The sequence below is a fragment of the Agrobacterium sp. 22094 genome, assembly GCF_052046015.1.
Classification (GTDB): Bacteria; Pseudomonadota; Alphaproteobacteria; order Rhizobiales; family Rhizobiaceae; genus Agrobacterium; species Agrobacterium cavarae.
Genome location: NZ_JBQEPX010000004.1, coordinates 64,308 through 81,321, shown reverse-complemented (window position 1 = coordinate 81,321; position 17,014 = coordinate 64,308). Strand labels below are relative to the sequence as shown.

Here is a 17,014-nt window from a genome sequence, read left to right as displayed (position 1 = left end):
GTTGCCGGTTTTTGAATTGAAGACATAAGTGTGGGAGGAGCAGATATGTCGCCACGGATCGTTTTTCACGGTGAGAACGCCGCGTGTTTCAGCAATGATTTTGAAAAGCTGGTGCAGGATGGAGCAGAGATTGTGATCCTGCCGGATGTCCTCACGAGCGAGACCGAAAAGGAAACCTATCGCCAAGCCGACATGATTGTCGGCGTGAAATACGATGCCTCTTTACCGAAACCGGAGCGATTGAGCCTGTTTCATGTTCCAGGCGCAGGGTATGACGCGGTCAATCTCGATCTGATGCCGAAGGGAGCCGTTGTCTGCAACTGCTTCGGCCACGACCCCGCCATCGCCGAATATATCTTCAGTGCCATCCTCAATCGTCACGTACCTTTGCTTGATGCGGACGAGAAATTGCGTCGCGGTGAATGGGCATATTGGTCCGGCTCCAGCGACCGCCTACACGGCGAGATATGCGGTAAAACGATCGGCCTGCTTGGCTTCGGCCATATTGGCAAAGCTGTTGCCAAGCGCGCCAAAGCCTTCGAAATGCAGGTCAGCGTTGCCAATCGCAGTCCCGTGGATGTGTCGGATCTGGTGGATCAGTCATTCACGCTGGACCAGTTGGACAATTTTTGGGGGACCGCGGATTTCATCGTCGTCTCGGTCCCGTTGATCGACGCCACACGCGGTATCGTTGGTGCGAGTGCTTTCGCCGCCATGAAGTCCGATGCCGTCATCATCAATGTCGGGCGCGGTCCGACCGTCGATGAACAGGCGCTTTACGATGCGTTGAAGACCCACAAGATCGGCGGCGCCGTCATCGACACCTGGTATGCCTACCCGACGTCTGACCAGCGGACGAAACAGCCTTCAGCGCTTCCCTTTCACGAACTCGATAATGTGGTCATGACGCCGCACATGTCGGGCTGGACTAACGGCACGATCAAACGCCGTCAACATACTATTGCAGAAAACGTCAATCGCCGGCTGCAAGACCGCGACTGCGTCAACATCGTAAAGGAGGCCGCCCGCTAAGGGCAAGGACGTCCGGTCGTCGAAATACGCCCGGGAATGACAGCTCAATCAAACAAGGGAGAGAGTGATGAGCTTCTTGAAATCTTTTAAAATTGCGGCGGCTGTGATTGCCGTTTGCGCCGGAATGTTCACGAGCTTTTCAGCGAGCGCGCAAAGCGTCGATGAGATCGTCAAGCGCGGCTCGGTGAAGATTGGTGTTCTCGTCGGCGCACCACCCTTCGGCTCGGTGGACGCCCAAGGCAATCCCATCGGATATGACGCCGATGTCGCAACGCTCGTGGGCAAATATCTCGGTGTCTCGGTCACCATGGTTCAGCTCACTCCTCCTGCCCGTATTCCCGCGCTGGAGTCCGGCAAGGTGGATTTTCTGATCGCGACCTTGGCCCCCACGCCTGAACGCGCGAAAGCCGTGATGTTCACCATTCCCTACAGTGCCTTCCAGGTTGGCATTTACTCCAACAAAGATACCAAGATCGAAAAGTGGGACGATCTCAAGGGCATGACGGTCGGCGTAAACCGAGGCTCGAGCGTCGAACGGGAGTTCGTCAATCGCGAGAAAGAGCTTGGCCTGACCATCCTCCGCTTCGATGACGACGCGACGACCATGCAGGCGCTGTTCTCCGGACAGGTTCAGGCAATCGCCGGGCCGGACGCACAGGCCAATGCCGCCATCCGCGCACGTGGCGATACCACAACGGAAGCGAAGTTCTTTTTCGGCATGCAGCCAAACTCCATGACCGTTCGCAAAGATGCCTATGACCTGCATCAGTGGCTCAACAACACCATCTACTACATCAAGCAGAATGGTGAACTGGATGCCATTGCCCGCAAGTGGGTCGGCACTCCTCTGCCAACGCTTCCGACGTTCTAAGCAGCTTCCGGCAACCGTTTGAAGCGGCGACGCGTCCGGATATGCCAGATGGCAAGAGTGGAGTGCAGCGAGGTGAAGCGCCATTTCACCTTAAACGCTCCCATCCGGATCGGAAAATCCCCGGCGCGCCTCATTGAAGGGTGCGCGCCGGCAAAGGATGCTCGGGAGGACATCATCTCATGAATTTTACACTTCACTTCGAATCGGTCTTTGCCGAATCCGATCTCATCCTGCGCGGTATCGTCTTGACGATCGGCCTGTCGGCAACGGCAATCGTTCTCGGCACTTTGGTGGCAGTCATCCTCGTAGGACTTCGAACGCTCGGCAACGGACCAGTCCGCTTCGGCGTCGATTCCTATGTCGAACTGTTGCGCAACACGCCCTTCCTCGTTCAGCTGTTCATGATCTTCTTCGGCCTGCCGCTGATCGGCTTTCGCATGTCCGGCACCCAGGCAGCGCTTTTTGCCATGACGCTCAACCTCTCCGCCTATGCGACCGAGATTATCCGCGCCGGTGTGGATTCGATCCACCGCTCGCAGGTGGAGGCTGGAATGTCGCTGGCTCTCAGCCGCATCCAGGTTTTCCGCTACGTGATGCTGAAGCCAGCCTTTGCCAAGATCTGGCCCGCCTTGTCGAGCCAGTTTGTCCTGATGCTGCTGGCCTCCAGCATATGCTCCTTCATCTCGGTGCCGGAACTCTCAGGCGCTGCCTCGATCATTGAACAACGCACCTTCCGCAGCTTCGAAACCTATATCGTGGTCACGATCATCTATCTCGTCCTTGCACTGACGCTGAAACTTATTCTGGCGTGGCTCGGCCAATGGCTGTTTCGCCGCCGGGTGAAAGTCACCCCGCCAGTGACCGTCAAGGAGGGGATCGCCTGATGTCGACATTTGGTTGGCCCGAATTTCTGTTTCTTCTGCGTGCTGCTGGCTGGACGGTGCTTCTGACAGGCATCGCCTTTGCAATCGGGTCTCTTGCAGGTGGTGTCTTCGCCATCATGCGATTGGCGCAAAATTGGGTGCTTCGGAGCATCGCTGCGGGTTACATTACCGTCATCCAGTCCATTCCGGTATTGATGATCCTGTTCATGTCCTATTATGGACTGACCCTTTTCGGCTTTGAACTTCCACCGCTGCTTGCAGCTTCCCTGTCTTTGTCGATCTACGTTTCGGCCTATCTCGCGGAAATCTGGCGCGGCTCCATCCAGGCCGTCCCCCAGCAGCAGTGGGAGGCTTCAGCATCTCTGGCGCTGACGCGTTTCCAGCAGTACCGCTACATCATCCTTCCACAAGCACTGCGCATCTCGCTGCCGCCAACGGTCGGCTTTCTCGTCCAACTCGTTAAAAATACGTCCATCGTTTCCGTCGTCGGCTTCGTGGAGCTTTCTCGTGCTGGACAGCTCGTCAACAACGCGACGTTCAGACCGTTTCAGGTCTTCCTCGTGGTTGCCATCCTCTATTTCGCGATCTGCTTCCCGCTGTCGCGTCTCAGCCGCTATCTTGAAAGGGTCCTTCATGTCGGTCGTAGCAATTGATCAGGTTCACAAGCGATATGGTGCGCTCGAGGTATTGAAGGGCGTTTCACTTACCGTCGACGCCGGACAGGTTGTCGCCGTCATCGGCCGGAGTGGCTCTGGCAAAAGCACCATGCTTCGCTGCATCAATGGGCTTGAACAGTTTCAAGCAGGCAGCATCACAGTCGCTGGCCACAAAGTCGAACAGGATCAGGCAAAGCTCAGAGAGCTTCGCAAAGATGTCGGCATCGTCTTCCAGAGCTACAATCTCTTCCCTCACCTAACGGTCGGTCAGAACATCACGCTCTCACCCAGGATCACGCAGGGCGTCGGACATGAGGAAGCGGAAACGCTGGCTCGAAAGGTGCTTGCCCAGGTCGGACTTTCCGAGAAATTCGATGCCTATCCCGACATGCTGTCTGGCGGGCAGCAGCAACGCGTGGCGATTGCAAGATCTCTGGCGATGCGGCCAAAGGTTATGCTCTTCGATGAGGTGACGTCGGCTCTCGATCCGGAACTGACCGGTGAAGTTTTGCTCGTGATGGAGCAACTCGCGAAAGAAGGAATGACAATGCTGCTTGTGACACACGAAATGAACTTCGCACGCAGTGTGGCAGATGTGACCGTGTTCATGCACCAAGGCAAGATTTGGGAGATGGGACCGTCCAAGGAATTGTTCGAGCAACCGAAGACGCCCGAATTGCAGGCCTTCGTCTCAGGCGGGGTAAAATAAACCACGCTTCATGCGCTCTATCAGATCACTTGGAGCTCAAACAGACAAAAGGGGGCCATTTCGAAGTCCCCTTCTGCCGGTCCGCTTATTACTTCTATCCGCCCCAACGCATCGTCAGCCAGCCCTGGCAATTACACTCGACCGGCAACCCGTATGTTGGTCCGAGACGGCTATGTGCATTTTCTTGATCCTGCCTCATGCAGAACCTCAGCACGACCGGCGTGACCGACATTGCGCGGAGTAGCGGCGTCAATTCCAGCCAGTATTTCTCCAATGCCTTCAACAAGCGCTTCTGTTATTCAAAAAGCCGATGGAGGCCGCTGTAGAAGGACATCATCGCCAATCCAGTCTCAGCTGTGTCTGCGGATCGAAGAGATTGAGACTCGCGACATCGACAGCAAAGCGGATGCCGCCTCCTCGCTTCCCTGAAAAGCGGGGCTCTACACGCGCAACGACCGTCTGATCACCAATCAGTGCGGTCAGCATCGTATCCGGTCCTGTCGGTTCCACCACATCGATCCTTCCGGAAAATGGTGCCACCTCATCGCCGCGCGCAATCTTGAACTCTTCGGGTCGCACACCGAGAATGACGTCTTTCTCAGACCAATTGCTATCGGTGGGACCCAAATCAAGCGCAACGCCTTGTGCCTCGAACAGCCAGCCTGAGCCGTGTTTTACCAAGCGACCATTGATGAAGTTCATGGCTGGCGAGCCAATGAACCCAGCAACGAACATATTGGCAGGGCGCTCATAGATCGTCCGCGGATCTGCCAGTTGCTGGATATGTCCACCTTTCATGACCGCCACTTTTGTCGCGAGCGTCATGGCTTCGATCTGGTCGTGGGTCACGTAGACGATGCTCGTTCCCAATCGCTCATGAAGCCGTTTGATTTCGGTCCTCATCTCGACCCTAAGCTTCGCGTCGAGGTTGGAGAGCGGCTCGTCGAACAGGAACAAATCCGGATCGCGGACGATGGCGCGGCCCATTGCTACACGTTGGCGCTGGCCGCCTGAGAGATTGGCGGGCTTGCGGTCTAGGAGGTGGCTGACCTGCAGCATCTCTGCCGCACGTGTCACCGCTTCACGTCGCTGATCTGCCGGTGTTCCGCGCATCTCCAGACCAAAGCCGATATTCCGCTCCACCGACATGGTGGGATAGAGCGCATAGGACTGAAAGACCATAGCGATGTTACGGTCCTTGGGCGGCAGGTCGGAGACCGATTGCCCGCCTATGGCGATGTCACCGCTGGAGGTTTCGTCAAGTCCGGCAATGATGTTGAGCAAGGTGGATTTGCCGCAGCCGGACGGGCCAAGAAGCACCAGAAATCCACCATCCTCCAGCTCGATATCTATGCCATGCAGAACTTCGAGTGCACCGTAGGATTTGCGGACGTTGTTGAGGGAAAGTGTTGCCATGAAACTGTTCCTTTAGCCCTTGATGGCCCCGGCCGTCAGGCCTTGAACCATTGCGCGCTGAACGATTGCAAAGAGGAGCATGACGGGAAGAATGCTGAGAATGCCGCCCGCGGCCAGAACGCCCCAGGGCAATTGGAATTCCCCAACCATCAATTGAAGGCCGACAGGCCAGGTTCGAGACCCCTGCCCCGTGGTCAGCATCAACGCGAAGATGAATTCATTCCACGCGGCGATGGCGATGAAGACCGAACTTGCGACAAGGCCGTTTCGCGCCAGCGGCAGAACGATGCGGACCATGGCGCCAAGACGGGTCGAACCATCGATACGTGCTGCGCTTTCAAGCTCCTTGGGCGCGGCATCGAAGAAGCCTTTCAGCATCCAGACAAACAGCGGCAGCAGGAAGCTCGTATAGGCCAGCGCCAGGCCAAACCTGCTATCGACCAACCCCACCGTCCTCATCATGACGTAAAGCGGAATGATCATCATCACTGCGGGAAACATGCGGACCAGCAGATATCCCAGCATAATGTTGTTGCGCCCGCGGAAGGTGATGCGCGCGAAGGCATAGGCCGCGAGCGTTCCCGCCACCACACAGATCGCGACCGTAATGGTGGTGACGATCAAGCTGTTGGTAATCAGCACTGGAAAATTCGACTGGGTCCAGATCGCCACGTAGTTTTCGAATGTGACGTGCCGGGGAATATACTGCATCTCAGAGGTGACGATATCGGCCTCCGGCTTCAAAGACGTCAGGAACATCCAGACCATCGGCCCAAGGCAAAACCCTGCCAGGGTAAACAGAACGACATAGGTCAGAATGTCGCCCGCCACGCGCCGTTGGCGTTTGCTTTTAAACATCGTTCATTCCCTCGTGATGCGCGCCAAGCGGATGTAAATCGTTGCAAAGACCATGAGGATGAAGAACATCACCACGGACAGAGCACCCGCATAGCCAAAATTGAAGTCGCGATACGCTGTCTGGAAAGCGTAGAGCGAAAGGACTTGCGTGGAATTGCCAGGCCCTCCGCCGGTCAGAACCAGCAGAAGATCAGGCGAGTTCACAAGGCTGATGACACGCAGGATCACGGCAGCTGTGATGACCGTCTTCAACATCGGCACAGTGATCAATCTGAACTTGGTAAAAGCGCCTGCGCCGTCCACCGCGGCTGCCTTGTACAAGTCTTCCGGAATACCTTTAAGGCCGGCGAGAAAGAGAAGCGCGAAGAACGGGAAACCGTGCCAGGCCTCGACGAGGATCGTTGCGGCCAATGCGGTATTCGGATCTGCAAACCACGCCTTATAGGTGCTCAAAATACCGAGCCGGACCAGAATATCGTTGATGACGCCAAGACGGGGGTCGAGAAGCAGCGCCCACATATGTCCGGCAACAACATTGGGAAGAAAATAGGGGAGAAGAATGAGGATGCCGAAAATCTTCGTTCCCGGCAGGTTGCGGTTCAACGCGAGGGCTGCAACGAAGCCCAGAGCCATTTCGATCGTCACCGCTGCGACCACCCAGATCGCCGTATTCTTCAGCGAAATCCAGAAAACGCGGTCCGACATCATCGCAGCATAGTGCTTCATCCCCACCCAGCCGTTAAGGCCTGGTCGTGTCAGACGCATCTCGCGCACACTGATGAAGAAGCCATAAATCGTGGGATAGGCGACGACGAGAAAGAGTAACAGAAGGCTCGGCAGCAGAAGAAGATAAACCCAGTATCGCGTCTCAGAGATTTCTCCGAGGTCGCTGAGAAATGGGCGTCTGGAATGTGAGGTCATGAACATGCGGCTTGGACGCCGTCCCTGCTTGGCGCGCGGTACGCTTGGACGTACCGCGCCTAAAGGCGATTAGCGAAGGGCGGTCTCAAGACCTTCTATCATGCGATCGACAGCCTGATCTGGCTGCAGTTGCCCCGTCAGAACCGCCTGGAAGGTGGGATTGACGACGTTCTCAGACCATCCCGCAGCACCCACGAAACCGTTCGGCAGACGGCCGAAATCAAGCGTCTGTGTTGCCGCGCCATAGATCGGATTTCCTGTTATTCGCTCATCCTTCAGCGCGGCTGTGGATGCGGGAAAATAGCCGGTGGCTTCAAGAAGGGCGATTGCCGCGTCGGTCTGACCCCAGAAACTGATCCACTTCCACGCGGCCTCGATATTGTCTTCCTTGAAGATGCCGTTGCCCGCATAGGCTACGCGCGCAATGTGCGCCTTCGGCCCCGCTGGCATGGGCGCCGTACTGAACTGAACGCCGGGCTTGAGGGCGGTCGAAATCTCGATCAGCGAGCCCGTATGATGCCAGATCATCGCCGTCTGACCGGTTCTAAAACCTTCCATGATCTGGCGGTAGCTATCGTTCGGCGCACTTGGCGGCGCGACTTTTTCCTTACGGAACAGATCGGCATAGAAGGTTATTGCCTCCACGGCAGCCGGCTTGTCAATGGCCGCCTGACCGTCCTTGACGATCGGCGAACCGAAGGCCTCCATCACGTCGATGACGTATTTGAAGGCACCCGCACCACCGCGCATACCGAATGCATAGCGGTTCTTGGAAGGGTCCGTCAGCTTGCGGCTAACCGTCAGGAATTCCTCGAAGGTCTTCGGAGGACCGGCAATGCCCGCCTCCTCGAAATAGTCCTTGCGGTAATACATCCAGTCAACAAATGCGTAGGCCGGAACCGCGTAAATCGCGCCATCATGCGACATGCCCGCCCAGCGGTTGTCCGGGAGATTGGCTTTACCATCCCACGTATTGACGCGATCGGAAATATCGACGAGGGCGTCCATCGCCGTCAAGTCGGCAATACGTTCGGCGATCACCATGCCGGTGTCCGGTCGGCCGCCGGCAACAACGGCCGAAGACACTTTCGCCATGTATTCGGAATTGGGGATGTTCTCCTGCGTGACCGACACATCCGGATGTGCTGCTGCAAAGAGTTGAATGATTTTAGCCAGCCCTGCCATCTCCGACTGACTGGCAAAATGATGCCAGTAGCTGATGGACGTAGCGGCGTTGGCGTTACGCAGGCCTGCGGCCAGGGCCAGCGCCGCGCCCGCGGCCAAGAATTCGCGTTTGCTAAGTTGCATGAAGACCTCCCAAAAGATCAGACTCCCTTTCTGATCTATCAGTCGAACCTAGCACCCTTCTTTGAGGTAAGCAACACGGGACAGTCCCCACCGCCCTTATTTCGCGATGGCAAATCAGACCAAGCCGAGGTTACGCTGCATGGCTGCCTGAAAGTGGGCATAAAGAGCTTTCTCCGCAGCGTCGGGATTTCTCGTGCCGCAAGCCTCGAGAATATCGAGATGCTCCTTGAGCGTTCGGGTCATGATGGGTGGCGTGACCTTTCGCTCCAGACGCAGCAATCTGAGATAATTGTGCATGCGTCTATACGCACTCTCGATCAACGGATTGCGCAACGCCTGGATGATCTGCCCATGCAATTCCATTTCCAGAGCATCCATCTCCTGTATCTGCTCCGGCCCTATCCCGTCGCGCTCGACACGGCGCAAGAGCCTGGAATGCCGGACTTCCAGCGCATTTGTGACATTTTCATCCCCCTCCTCGGCAAAGACCCGCACGGCGGCGCGCTCTACGATCGATCGGAATTGATAGGTGGATCGCGTCAATTCAAGTCCAGGCCGGATGAACTGGATGCCGGAGCGGGGATGGATTGTCAGAATGCCTTCCGTCTCCAGCACCCGCAGCGCGTCACGCAGCGGGGCGACCGGCACATCCACGATCGCACATAGTTCATTTTGCGAAATGAACGCTCCCACCGGCACCCTTCTTTCGAACAGGCTTTCGAGGATACGCTCATAAGCGACATCGCTCAGGCGCGGAGCACCCGACGTCGCTACATTCGAACTCGCACTTCTTCGCTCCGGCATGTTTTTCATGATGACAAAATTTTTCCTTCTGATAGATCAGTGGATCTCATTAAACGATCAAAGAGCGCATCATGTCTATTTCTCAATTCCGTATAACGCGATTTCAGTTTGCCCGCGACAGAGTAATTGGCGATAGTCAGGTTCGCATCGACGATACCAATGTCGCTGCCCTGGAACTGGTCTCCGAAAGCGGTGAGATCGGACTGGGGTTCATTCAGTCGTTGTTTTATCCCCTGCCCGATCAGGCAGAGATTGAGACGGTTTTCGAAACCGAAGTTTGGCCGACGATTAAGGGACAAAAGGCCATAGGTCTCGTGCATCGCGTCAATAGACCTCGTGGCGGAAATCAGCGCGCCTTTTCCTTACCATTCCACGAGGCGTTGCAGGTTGCTCTTTGGGACCTTGCAGCAAAAGAAGCGGGCCTACCGCTTCACCAGCTTCTTGGAAGCAGACGAGACCGCGTTCGCGCCTATGCAAGCGGACTTGATTTTCACCTCAGCGACGAAGCCTTCCGCGCTCTATTCTCCTATGCGGCCAGCATTGGATACACAGCCTTCAAGATCAAGGTCGGCCACCCGGACTTTCAGCGGGACTTGAGACGACTGGAGCTTTTGCGGGAATCGGTGCCGGCCGGGTCGCTGGTCATGATCGATCCCAACGAAGCCTGGAATTCAAAAGAGGCGCTGGTCAAATTGACAGCCATTCGAGATGCGGGCCACGATCTTCTTTGGGTCGAAGACCCGATTTTGCGTCATGACTTTGAGGGGCTGCGGACGTTACGCCACGCCGTCAACTGGACTCAAATCAACAGCGGCGAGTATCTCGACATGCCGGGAAAGCGCATCCTTCTGGAGAACCACGGTACCGACCTTCTGAATGTTCATGGCCAGGTCACGGATGTCATGCGTATCGGCTGGCTCGCTGCCGAAATGGGCGTCCCCGTCAGCCTCGGCAACACGTTCCTGGAAGTCGGCATTCATATGGCGGCAGCTCTGCCTGAAGTGGAATGGCTGGAATACTCCTTCCAGAACTACGACCATCTGGTGGAAACGCCGATCGAAATTCGCGATGGCTATGCTTACGCACCCAATCGCCCCGGCCACGGCCTCGTTCTCTCGGAAGACGCGCGGCGGGAATGGGCAAGGCCCGTGCGCCTACCAACGTCAAAGCTCGGACCTGCGCCGAAAAACGACCGTCTTCCCATTCCTCAAGACCTTTTCTAGGCCACGAATAGGCAAGGTGAGTGGCGTCGCAAGCGTCGCTTACCATCCGACAAGCGTATGGTTTCATGCACCAGTTGGTGCATCGACAACAAAGAGGGGTGCGCCTCAGAGATCTTCGATTTGTCGGTCCATCTTGTAATCCAGACCGAGCCATTGGTAGTATATTTATGAATACGGTGCGAGGGAAACGGCATGTATCGTGATTTGGAAGGCTACTATCGACAGCAACCCGAACCGCCTCCACGGAAACCGGAGTATCGGCAGCTTTCCGAGCGCGAGCAGAAAGTTCTGATTTGGGTGCTGATCTTCAACGCCGTGTTGGCGCTCGTCGCGCCGATCGGTGGCGCGACGGTGATCTCGGCGGTTTTGGCGCTGTTTCAGGGCTGAGTGCTGACAGCGTCACGCGTTAACGGTGAAGCGTCCGAAGGCGCCGCGGGCGAAGCACAATGGGTCGCCTTCCCGGTGGGCGGCACGAAGGACGCGACCGATGATGATGGAGTGGTCGCCCGCATCGTGAACTGACGCCTGGGCGCATTCGAAGCGGCTCAACGTCCCCGGAATGATCGGCACGCCTTCTGAATTTCGCTCCCAGTCCAACTCTTCAAAGCCGCGGCCGCCGCGCGTAAAGCGCGAGCAAAGAGCGTCCTGTTCGGCGTCCAAAACATGAATGGCGAAATTTGTCGCGCCGATGAAGAAGTCGTGGCGGGTTGAGGTCTTAGCTGGAGACCAGAGCACCAGCGGCGGGTCGAGCGACACGGACGAGAAGCTGTTGACCGTCATGCCAAGCGGCCCGTTGGCCGTATCGGCCGTCACCACCGTCACACCCGTTGGAAAGTTTCCAAGCGCATTGCGGAAGCTTCGCGCGGTCGTCGCGTCTGGAACAAAGAGATGCTCGGTCTGCGTGTTCACACTGCTCATCGATGTCATCAGGGCACCTCACGACCATTTGCCAGCGTATAGAGTTCGAACCATGTCTGGCGGTCCATTTCGACCTTTTCGGCATCCGAAATGGAAGCGATACGGGCCAGATTGTTGGTTCCCATCACCGGCAGGATCTTCGCCGGATGGGCCAGCAGCCAAGCCACAGCAACGGCGGCCGCATCGACATTATTCTCCTTGGCGATGCGCTCTAGCGCGTCGGACAATGGACCATCTTTGCCCATCAGCGACCCGCCACCAAGGGGCGACCAGGCCATTACCGGCAGCGCGCGCTCCTGGAGATAGGCAAGATCGCCGTTGGTGAAAGCCGACGTTTCAGCAAGGCTGATCTCGATCTGATTGGTGACCAGCTCTTCCGTCATGTTGGATTGCAGCAGCGAAAAATCCCAAGGCCGGAAATTCGATACGCCGACACTCCTGACCTTGCCGGAGGCTACCAGCGCATCCAGCGTCTCACCGGTCTCCTCCGGATCCATCATCGGGTCCGGACGGTGGATCAGGAGCAGATCGATACGATCTGTATTCATGTCGCGCAGCGAGGCTTCGACGGACGCGTTGATGTGCTTCGCACCTGTGTCGTAATGCTTGACGCGGGCAGCGGAATGGCGGCCGGCGGGAGCAACGATGCCGCATTTCGTGACGATTTCGATTCTGTCGCGCAGCGATGGCGTCTCTCTAAGCCCATTGCCCAGAATGGCTTCCGCTGTATAGCCGCCATAAATATCGGCCTGATCCATGGTGGTGATGCCCTGTTCCAGGCAGGCCTCGATCTTCGCCTGCACATGGCGCGGTGAGGTGTCGGTGTCATCGCCGATCCGCCACATGCCGTAAACGATGCGGCTGAAGGAAAGCCCGGATGTGATATCGATGCGTTGCATTAGTGGCGCTCTCCATTGCCAAGAGGTGTTGCAGGGGTTTGTGCCGGAACGCGTCCACGTACATGCGGCAACGAGCAGGTCTTCATTTGCGGCAGAACCTTACGGCCAAAATGCTCGGCCTCGTCAAGATGCGGATAACCGGAGAAGATGAAGGCGCGGATGCCCATCTTCTGATATTCCTCAAGCTTCGTCAGGACCTGATCGGTGGAACCGACAAGTGCCGCACCACATCCCGAACGGGCGCGCCCGACACCGGTCCAGAGATTGGGCTCGGTGTAGCCGAATTGGTCAGCCTGTTCGCGAGCCTTTGCCTGATGGGCGACGCCAAGCGAGATGCTGTCATGCGCGCGGGCACGGATCTGACGGCCATATTCGTCATCGAGCTTCGAGACGAGATGTTCGGCGTATTCATGCGCTTCGGCTTCCGTGTCGCGAACGATCATATGTACGCGCAGACCGTAATCCAGCGTGCGGCCATGGGCTTCGGCACGTGCATGCACGGCGCGCATGCGCTCGGCCAGTTGTTCCTTCACCTCAGGCCACATCAGGTAAACGTCGCATTGGGCACCGCAGAGTTCCAACGCATCCGGCGAATAGCCGCCGAAATAGAGCAGCGGTCCGCCATTCTGCTGATAGGGACGCGCCGGTTCGGTGGTGACGTTCTTGAACTGATAGATTTCGCCATCATGATTGATTTCATCACGCGTCCAGGCCTGACGCAGGATTTCCACCACCTCGTGGCTGCGCTTGTAACGATAGGCACTGTCGGCGACCTCACCCGGAAAGTCGGAGCTGATGACGTTCAACGTCAAACGACCTTTCAGCATGTGATCGAGCGTCGCGACAGTGCGCGCCAGCATGATGGGCTGCATCTCACCACAACGGATTGCAGCAAGGAAGTTGATATCCTCAGTGATCGGCGCACATCCGGCAACGAAGCTCAGCGTATCCTGGCCGACCTGATAGGAGGATGGGCAAAGGATGTTGCGAAACTTCAGCTCTTCAGCTTTCTTGACGATGGAGGAGCAATGATCCCAGCTAGAGCGCAGGCGACCGTCTGGCACGCCAAGAAACTCGTAATCATCGGAGCAGAGCGCCGAAAACCAGGACACCTCGGCAGCGTCGAGGTCAGCTGAGGTTACGGGCACAACGGTCATAAAAATCCTCCCAAAACGTCCAATGTCTATTTGAATATCATCGGCCTTGATGTAAATCAATGATGTATCAATTTTTTATGCCGCGGGAGGAAAGGCGTTGAAAATGAAGAGCTCAAAGGGAAGTCTGCCCGTGTATCTCCAGATCGCCGAGACATTGGTGCGTGATATTGCAGCGGGCCGTTTGATCGATGGCGAGAAACTTCCGCCGGAAAGAGACATGGCAAAAGAGCTGGGGATTGCCGTCGGCACATTGCGCAAAACGCTGGCCGAACTGGAGAGCCGTGGCCTGCTGGAGCGCATTCAAGGCTCAGGCAATTACATCCGCGCAATCAACGATCCGCAGAGCGTCTACGCCCTGTTCCGGTTGGAGTTGATCGAAGGCGGTGGCCTGCCAACAGCCGAGATTCTAAGCGTCAGCCTTGAGACGAAAGATCCAAGCCTCCCTTCCTTCGGCAGGTCATTGCAGGGGCATCGCATTCGCCGCCTGCGAAAGATTGGAGGCAAGGTTGCCGCCATCGAGGAGATTTGGCTCGACGGTTCCTATGTCGATTCGATCGTGCCAGAAGATCTGTCCGAATCTCTCTATCTCTATTACCGCACGAGACTGAACCTCTGGATCGCCAAGGCGGAGGACTATATCGATCTTGGTCACGTCCCTGATTGGTCGCCTGCCACCTTCCGCCCTGCAAGCGGCGATCTGCTGCCGCATGTCCTGCGCATCAGTCACTCGCACGATGGAGAAAAGGCCGAGGTGTCTCACACATGGTATGACCATACCGTTGCCCGCTATGTCAGCAGATTGCGGTGAGAGCTCCGGTAAAGACCGATATGCCTATGCCGCAGCAGCGTTGCGAAAATTATCTCGCAAAATCAACAAAAACTAGAACGAAACACCCGCACTGGAATAAAATTGATACACTATTGATTTCTTTTTTTTCGCAGTTATGATTTTTGTCAAGGAACTCGTCGGCAATGACGAGCTTGGGAGGAATGAATGGCTTCGGTAAGCCTGCGCAAACTGGAAAAGAGCTATGGCTCGCTCCGCATCGTCAAGGGCATCGATCTGGAGATTGCCGATGGCGAGTTCGTGGTCTTCGTGGGTCCATCCGGTTGCGGCAAGTCCACGACGCTTCGTATGGTGGCCGGGCTCGAGAGCATCAGCGGCGGTGAAATCCGTATTGGCAATACGGTTGTGAACAATCTGCCGCCGCGCGGACGCGACATCGCCATGGTCTTTCAGGACTATGCGCTTTACCCGCATAAGACCGTGCGCGAGAATATGGGCTTCAGCCTGAAGGTGCGAGGCGTCGCCTTGGACGACGCCAATAAGCGCATCAATGAAGTTGCGGAAATGCTTGGCATCGCTCATCTGCTCGACCGGCGCCCCGGCCAGCTTTCCGGCGGCCAGCGCCAGCGCGTGGCCATGGGCCGGGCGATCGTCCGCCGGCCGCAGGTCTTCCTTTTCGATGAGCCTCTATCGAACCTCGATGCCAAACTGCGCGGTCAGGTTCGCACCGAGATCAAGCGTCTGCATCAGCAGATCGGCACGACGATCATCTACGTCACCCACGACCAGGTGGAGGCGATGACCCTCGCCGACCGGATCGTCATTCTGAAGGGTGGGGAGATCGAGCAGGTCGGCACGCCGGATGAGGTTTACAACAAGCCGCAGAGCGCCTTCGTCGGCGGGTTCGTCGGCTCGCCGGCGATGAATTTTGCCCGCGCCCGCATGTCGGGAGGCAAGGTTCTCTTCGGCAATGGCGACAGCCTCTTCAGCAATGGACTTAATCTCGGCAAGGCAGGTGCGCTGGATGGGCAGGAGATACTGGTCGGTATCCGTCCAGAGCACTTTGGCGGCGTCGTCGATGATGCTGCCGTGATGTCGGCGGAAGTCCAGGTGGTAGAACCGCTGGGTTCTGACACGCTCGTCCACTTCAAGATCGGCGACGATATGCTGACGGCGCGCATGGCGCCCGACGCACGACCCACAGTGGGCGAGACGATCCGCATCGGCGTCGATCCATCGCGAATTCATCTGTTCGATGCACAAAGCGAGCGGGTCATCAATTAAAAGCAGGACGATAAAAAGGTCCGCGCAGTCAAGGTTCAACGGGAGGATGGAATGACAATCAAGATTATAACGGGTGCACTGCTGGCGCTCGGCCTGACGACATCTCTGGCATCTGCCGCAGATCTCAAGGTCTATATTTCAAGCCAGCATCAACCGCAGGTCTGGCGCCAGGTGCTCGACAAATTCGAGGCGGCCAACCCGGGCACGAAGGTCGCGATCGAAACAGGCGGCAACACGTCGGAAGCCCAGGCGCAGTATCTCAACACCATCATGTCAGCCAAGGACCCGTCGCTAGACGTGCTGATCCTCGACGTCATCCGCCCGGCGCAATTCGCTGCCGCAGGCTGGACTGTGCCGTTCGAGGGCAAGGACATGTCGGCCTATCTGCCTGCCTATGCGGAGGCCAATACCGTGAATGGAAAGGTCGTCGCGTTGCCTGCCTTCGCTGACTCCATGTTCCTCTATTATCGCAAGGACCTGCTGGACAAATACGGCATCGCCCCGCCAAAGACATGGGATGAACTGACGGCTGCGGTCAAGAAGATCGCTGAAGGCGAAAAGAACCCGGACCTCCAGGGCCTCTCCTTCCAGGGTAAGGCGATCGAGGGTGCTGTCTGCACCTTCCTCCTGCCCTATTGGAGCCAGGGCAAGAACCTTGTGGAGAACGGCAAGCTGACCTTCGACAAGACGGCAGCGGTCAATTCGCTCAAGCTCTGGAAGAGCTTCGTCGATCAGGGTGTAGCGAAGAAGAATATCGCCGAAGTCGCGACGGATGATACGCGCAAGGAATTCCAGGCCGGCAACGTCGTCTTCGCCGTCAACTGGTCCTATGCCTGGGCACAGTCTCAGGGCAAGGATTCTGCCGTGGTGGGCAAGGTCGGTGTTGCTCGCCTTCCAGCGGTTACCGGTGGCGAACAGGCCACCTGCCTTGGCGGCTGGGAATGGGGCGTTTCAGCCTATTCCAACCACAAGGATGAGGCGCAAAAGCTGGTTGAATACCTGTCAAGCCAGGACACCTCCACCTTCATGGCGGTCAATGGGTCGCTGCTGCCGACATACCCTGCTGCCTATAAGGACGAAGCCGTGCTGAAGGCGGCGCCCTGGTTTGCTGATGCGCTGCAGGTGGTCGAGACCGCCAAGCCTCGCCCGGTCACCCCGCGCTACAACGAGGTGAGCGAAGTCATTCGTACGACTGTCAATGCCGTCCTTGCTGGCGTTACCACGCCTGAAGATGGCGCTGCGCAAATCGAAGCGCGCCTGAAGCGTATCATCCGCTAAGGTTTTGGG

The 17,014-nt window shown here is 57.1% G+C and carries 18 protein-coding genes; 10 read left to right on the top strand and 8 right to left on the bottom strand.

Going from position 1 to position 17,014, the window contains the following annotated elements:
- The first annotated feature begins 45 nt into the window (after nt 1-45).
- The 5 genes from ACTJK5_RS17465 (at nt 46) to ACTJK5_RS17445 (ending at nt 4,152) form a co-directional block, all read left to right on the top strand.
- Nucleotides 46-1,032 (top strand): 2-hydroxyacid dehydrogenase, encoded by a 987-nt coding sequence (locus ACTJK5_RS17465; protein ID WP_440612914.1) that lies wholly within the window; start codon nt 46-48, stop codon nt 1,030-1,032.
- A 67-nt stretch (nt 1,033-1,099) separates the two neighbouring features.
- Nucleotides 1,100-1,903, top strand: coding sequence for a transporter substrate-binding domain-containing protein (locus tag ACTJK5_RS17460; protein ID WP_440612913.1), 804 nt, complete (start codon nt 1,100-1,102; stop codon nt 1,901-1,903).
- A 179-nt stretch (nt 1,904-2,082) separates the two neighbouring features.
- Nucleotides 2,083-2,787: an amino acid ABC transporter permease gene (locus ACTJK5_RS17455; protein WP_113179059.1), complete on the top strand. Its 705-nt coding sequence runs from the start codon at nt 2,083-2,085 to the stop codon at nt 2,785-2,787.
- A complete protein-coding gene (locus tag ACTJK5_RS17450; RefSeq protein ID WP_113179060.1) occupies nt 2,787-3,440 on the top strand; it encodes an amino acid ABC transporter permease in 654 nt (217 codons plus the stop codon). The genes ACTJK5_RS17455 and ACTJK5_RS17450 overlap by 1 nt, the downstream gene beginning before the upstream one ends.
- Nucleotides 3,421-4,152 (top strand): amino acid ABC transporter ATP-binding protein, encoded by a 732-nt coding sequence (locus ACTJK5_RS17445; RefSeq protein WP_113179061.1) that lies wholly within the window; start codon nt 3,421-3,423, stop codon nt 4,150-4,152. The genes ACTJK5_RS17450 and ACTJK5_RS17445 overlap by 20 nt, the downstream gene beginning before the upstream one ends.
- A gap of 333 nt (nt 4,153-4,485) precedes the next feature.
- On the opposite strand, the gene ACTJK5_RS17440 is transcribed toward ACTJK5_RS17445, so the two are convergent.
- From ACTJK5_RS17440 to ACTJK5_RS17420, 5 genes are all read right to left on the bottom strand, one after another.
- Entirely contained in the window at nt 4,486-5,568 is a 1,083-nt protein-coding gene (locus ACTJK5_RS17440) for a sn-glycerol-3-phosphate ABC transporter ATP-binding protein UgpC (RefSeq protein ID WP_113179062.1), read from the bottom strand.
- A gap of 12 nt (nt 5,569-5,580) precedes the next feature.
- Complete coding sequence (locus ACTJK5_RS17435) at nt 5,581-6,426, bottom strand: carbohydrate ABC transporter permease (protein ID WP_113179063.1); 846 nt, start codon at nt 6,424-6,426, stop codon at nt 5,581-5,583.
- A gap of 3 nt (nt 6,427-6,429) precedes the next feature.
- On the bottom strand, nt 6,430-7,347 hold the full coding sequence (locus tag ACTJK5_RS17430; protein WP_113179126.1) for a carbohydrate ABC transporter permease: 918 nt from the start codon (nt 7,345-7,347) through the stop codon (nt 6,430-6,432).
- Nucleotides 7,348-7,416: 69 nt separating this feature from the next.
- Entirely contained in the window at nt 7,417-8,655 is a 1,239-nt protein-coding gene (locus ACTJK5_RS17425; protein ID WP_440612912.1) for an ABC transporter substrate-binding protein, read from the bottom strand.
- A gap of 114 nt (nt 8,656-8,769) precedes the next feature.
- The gene (locus ACTJK5_RS17420; RefSeq protein ID WP_113179127.1) at nt 8,770-9,459 is read right to left on the bottom strand and encodes a GntR family transcriptional regulator; all 690 of its coding nucleotides are present in this window, start codon (nt 9,457-9,459) and stop codon (nt 8,770-8,772) included.
- A gap of 71 nt (nt 9,460-9,530) precedes the next feature.
- Between ACTJK5_RS17420 and ACTJK5_RS17415 the strand changes: the two genes are divergently transcribed.
- Both ACTJK5_RS17415 and ACTJK5_RS17410 read left to right on the top strand, forming a co-directional pair.
- Nucleotides 9,531-10,682, top strand: a complete 1,152-nt coding sequence (locus ACTJK5_RS17415; RefSeq protein ID WP_113179065.1) for a mandelate racemase/muconate lactonizing enzyme family protein — start codon at nt 9,531-9,533, stop codon at nt 10,680-10,682.
- A gap of 192 nt (nt 10,683-10,874) precedes the next feature.
- A complete protein-coding gene (locus ACTJK5_RS17410) occupies nt 10,875-11,069 on the top strand; it encodes a hypothetical protein (RefSeq protein ID WP_062597984.1) in 195 nt (64 codons plus the stop codon).
- Nucleotides 11,070-11,081: 12 nt separating this feature from the next.
- Here the strand turns inward: ACTJK5_RS17410 and ACTJK5_RS17405 are convergent, their stop codons facing one another.
- From ACTJK5_RS17405 to ACTJK5_RS17395, 3 genes are read right to left on the bottom strand one after another with little or no spacing between them, the layout of a single operon-like run.
- Entirely contained in the window at nt 11,082-11,609 is a 528-nt protein-coding gene (locus ACTJK5_RS17405; protein ID WP_112956847.1) for a flavin reductase family protein, read from the bottom strand.
- Nucleotides 11,609-12,499 (bottom strand): aldo/keto reductase, encoded by an 891-nt coding sequence (locus tag ACTJK5_RS17400; RefSeq protein ID WP_113179066.1) that lies wholly within the window; start codon nt 12,497-12,499, stop codon nt 11,609-11,611. The genes ACTJK5_RS17405 and ACTJK5_RS17400 overlap by 1 nt, the downstream gene beginning before the upstream one ends.
- Nucleotides 12,499-13,656, bottom strand: a complete 1,158-nt coding sequence (locus tag ACTJK5_RS17395; RefSeq protein WP_113179067.1) for an LLM class flavin-dependent oxidoreductase — start codon at nt 13,654-13,656, stop codon at nt 12,499-12,501. The genes ACTJK5_RS17400 and ACTJK5_RS17395 overlap by 1 nt, the downstream gene beginning before the upstream one ends.
- A gap of 103 nt (nt 13,657-13,759) precedes the next feature.
- On the opposite strand from ACTJK5_RS17395, the gene ACTJK5_RS17390 reads away from it, so the two are divergent.
- The 3 genes from ACTJK5_RS17390 (at nt 13,760) to ACTJK5_RS17380 (ending at nt 17,005) form a co-directional block, all read left to right on the top strand.
- Nucleotides 13,760-14,464, top strand: a complete 705-nt coding sequence (locus tag ACTJK5_RS17390; protein ID WP_113179068.1) for a GntR family transcriptional regulator — start codon at nt 13,760-13,762, stop codon at nt 14,462-14,464.
- A gap of 186 nt (nt 14,465-14,650) precedes the next feature.
- On the top strand, nt 14,651-15,727 hold the full coding sequence (locus tag ACTJK5_RS17385) for an ABC transporter ATP-binding protein (RefSeq protein WP_440612911.1): 1,077 nt from the start codon (nt 14,651-14,653) through the stop codon (nt 15,725-15,727).
- A 51-nt stretch (nt 15,728-15,778) separates the two neighbouring features.
- The gene (locus ACTJK5_RS17380; protein ID WP_113179070.1) at nt 15,779-17,005 is read left to right on the top strand and encodes an ABC transporter substrate-binding protein; all 1,227 of its coding nucleotides are present in this window, start codon (nt 15,779-15,781) and stop codon (nt 17,003-17,005) included.
- Nucleotides 17,006-17,014 lie beyond the last annotated feature (9 nt).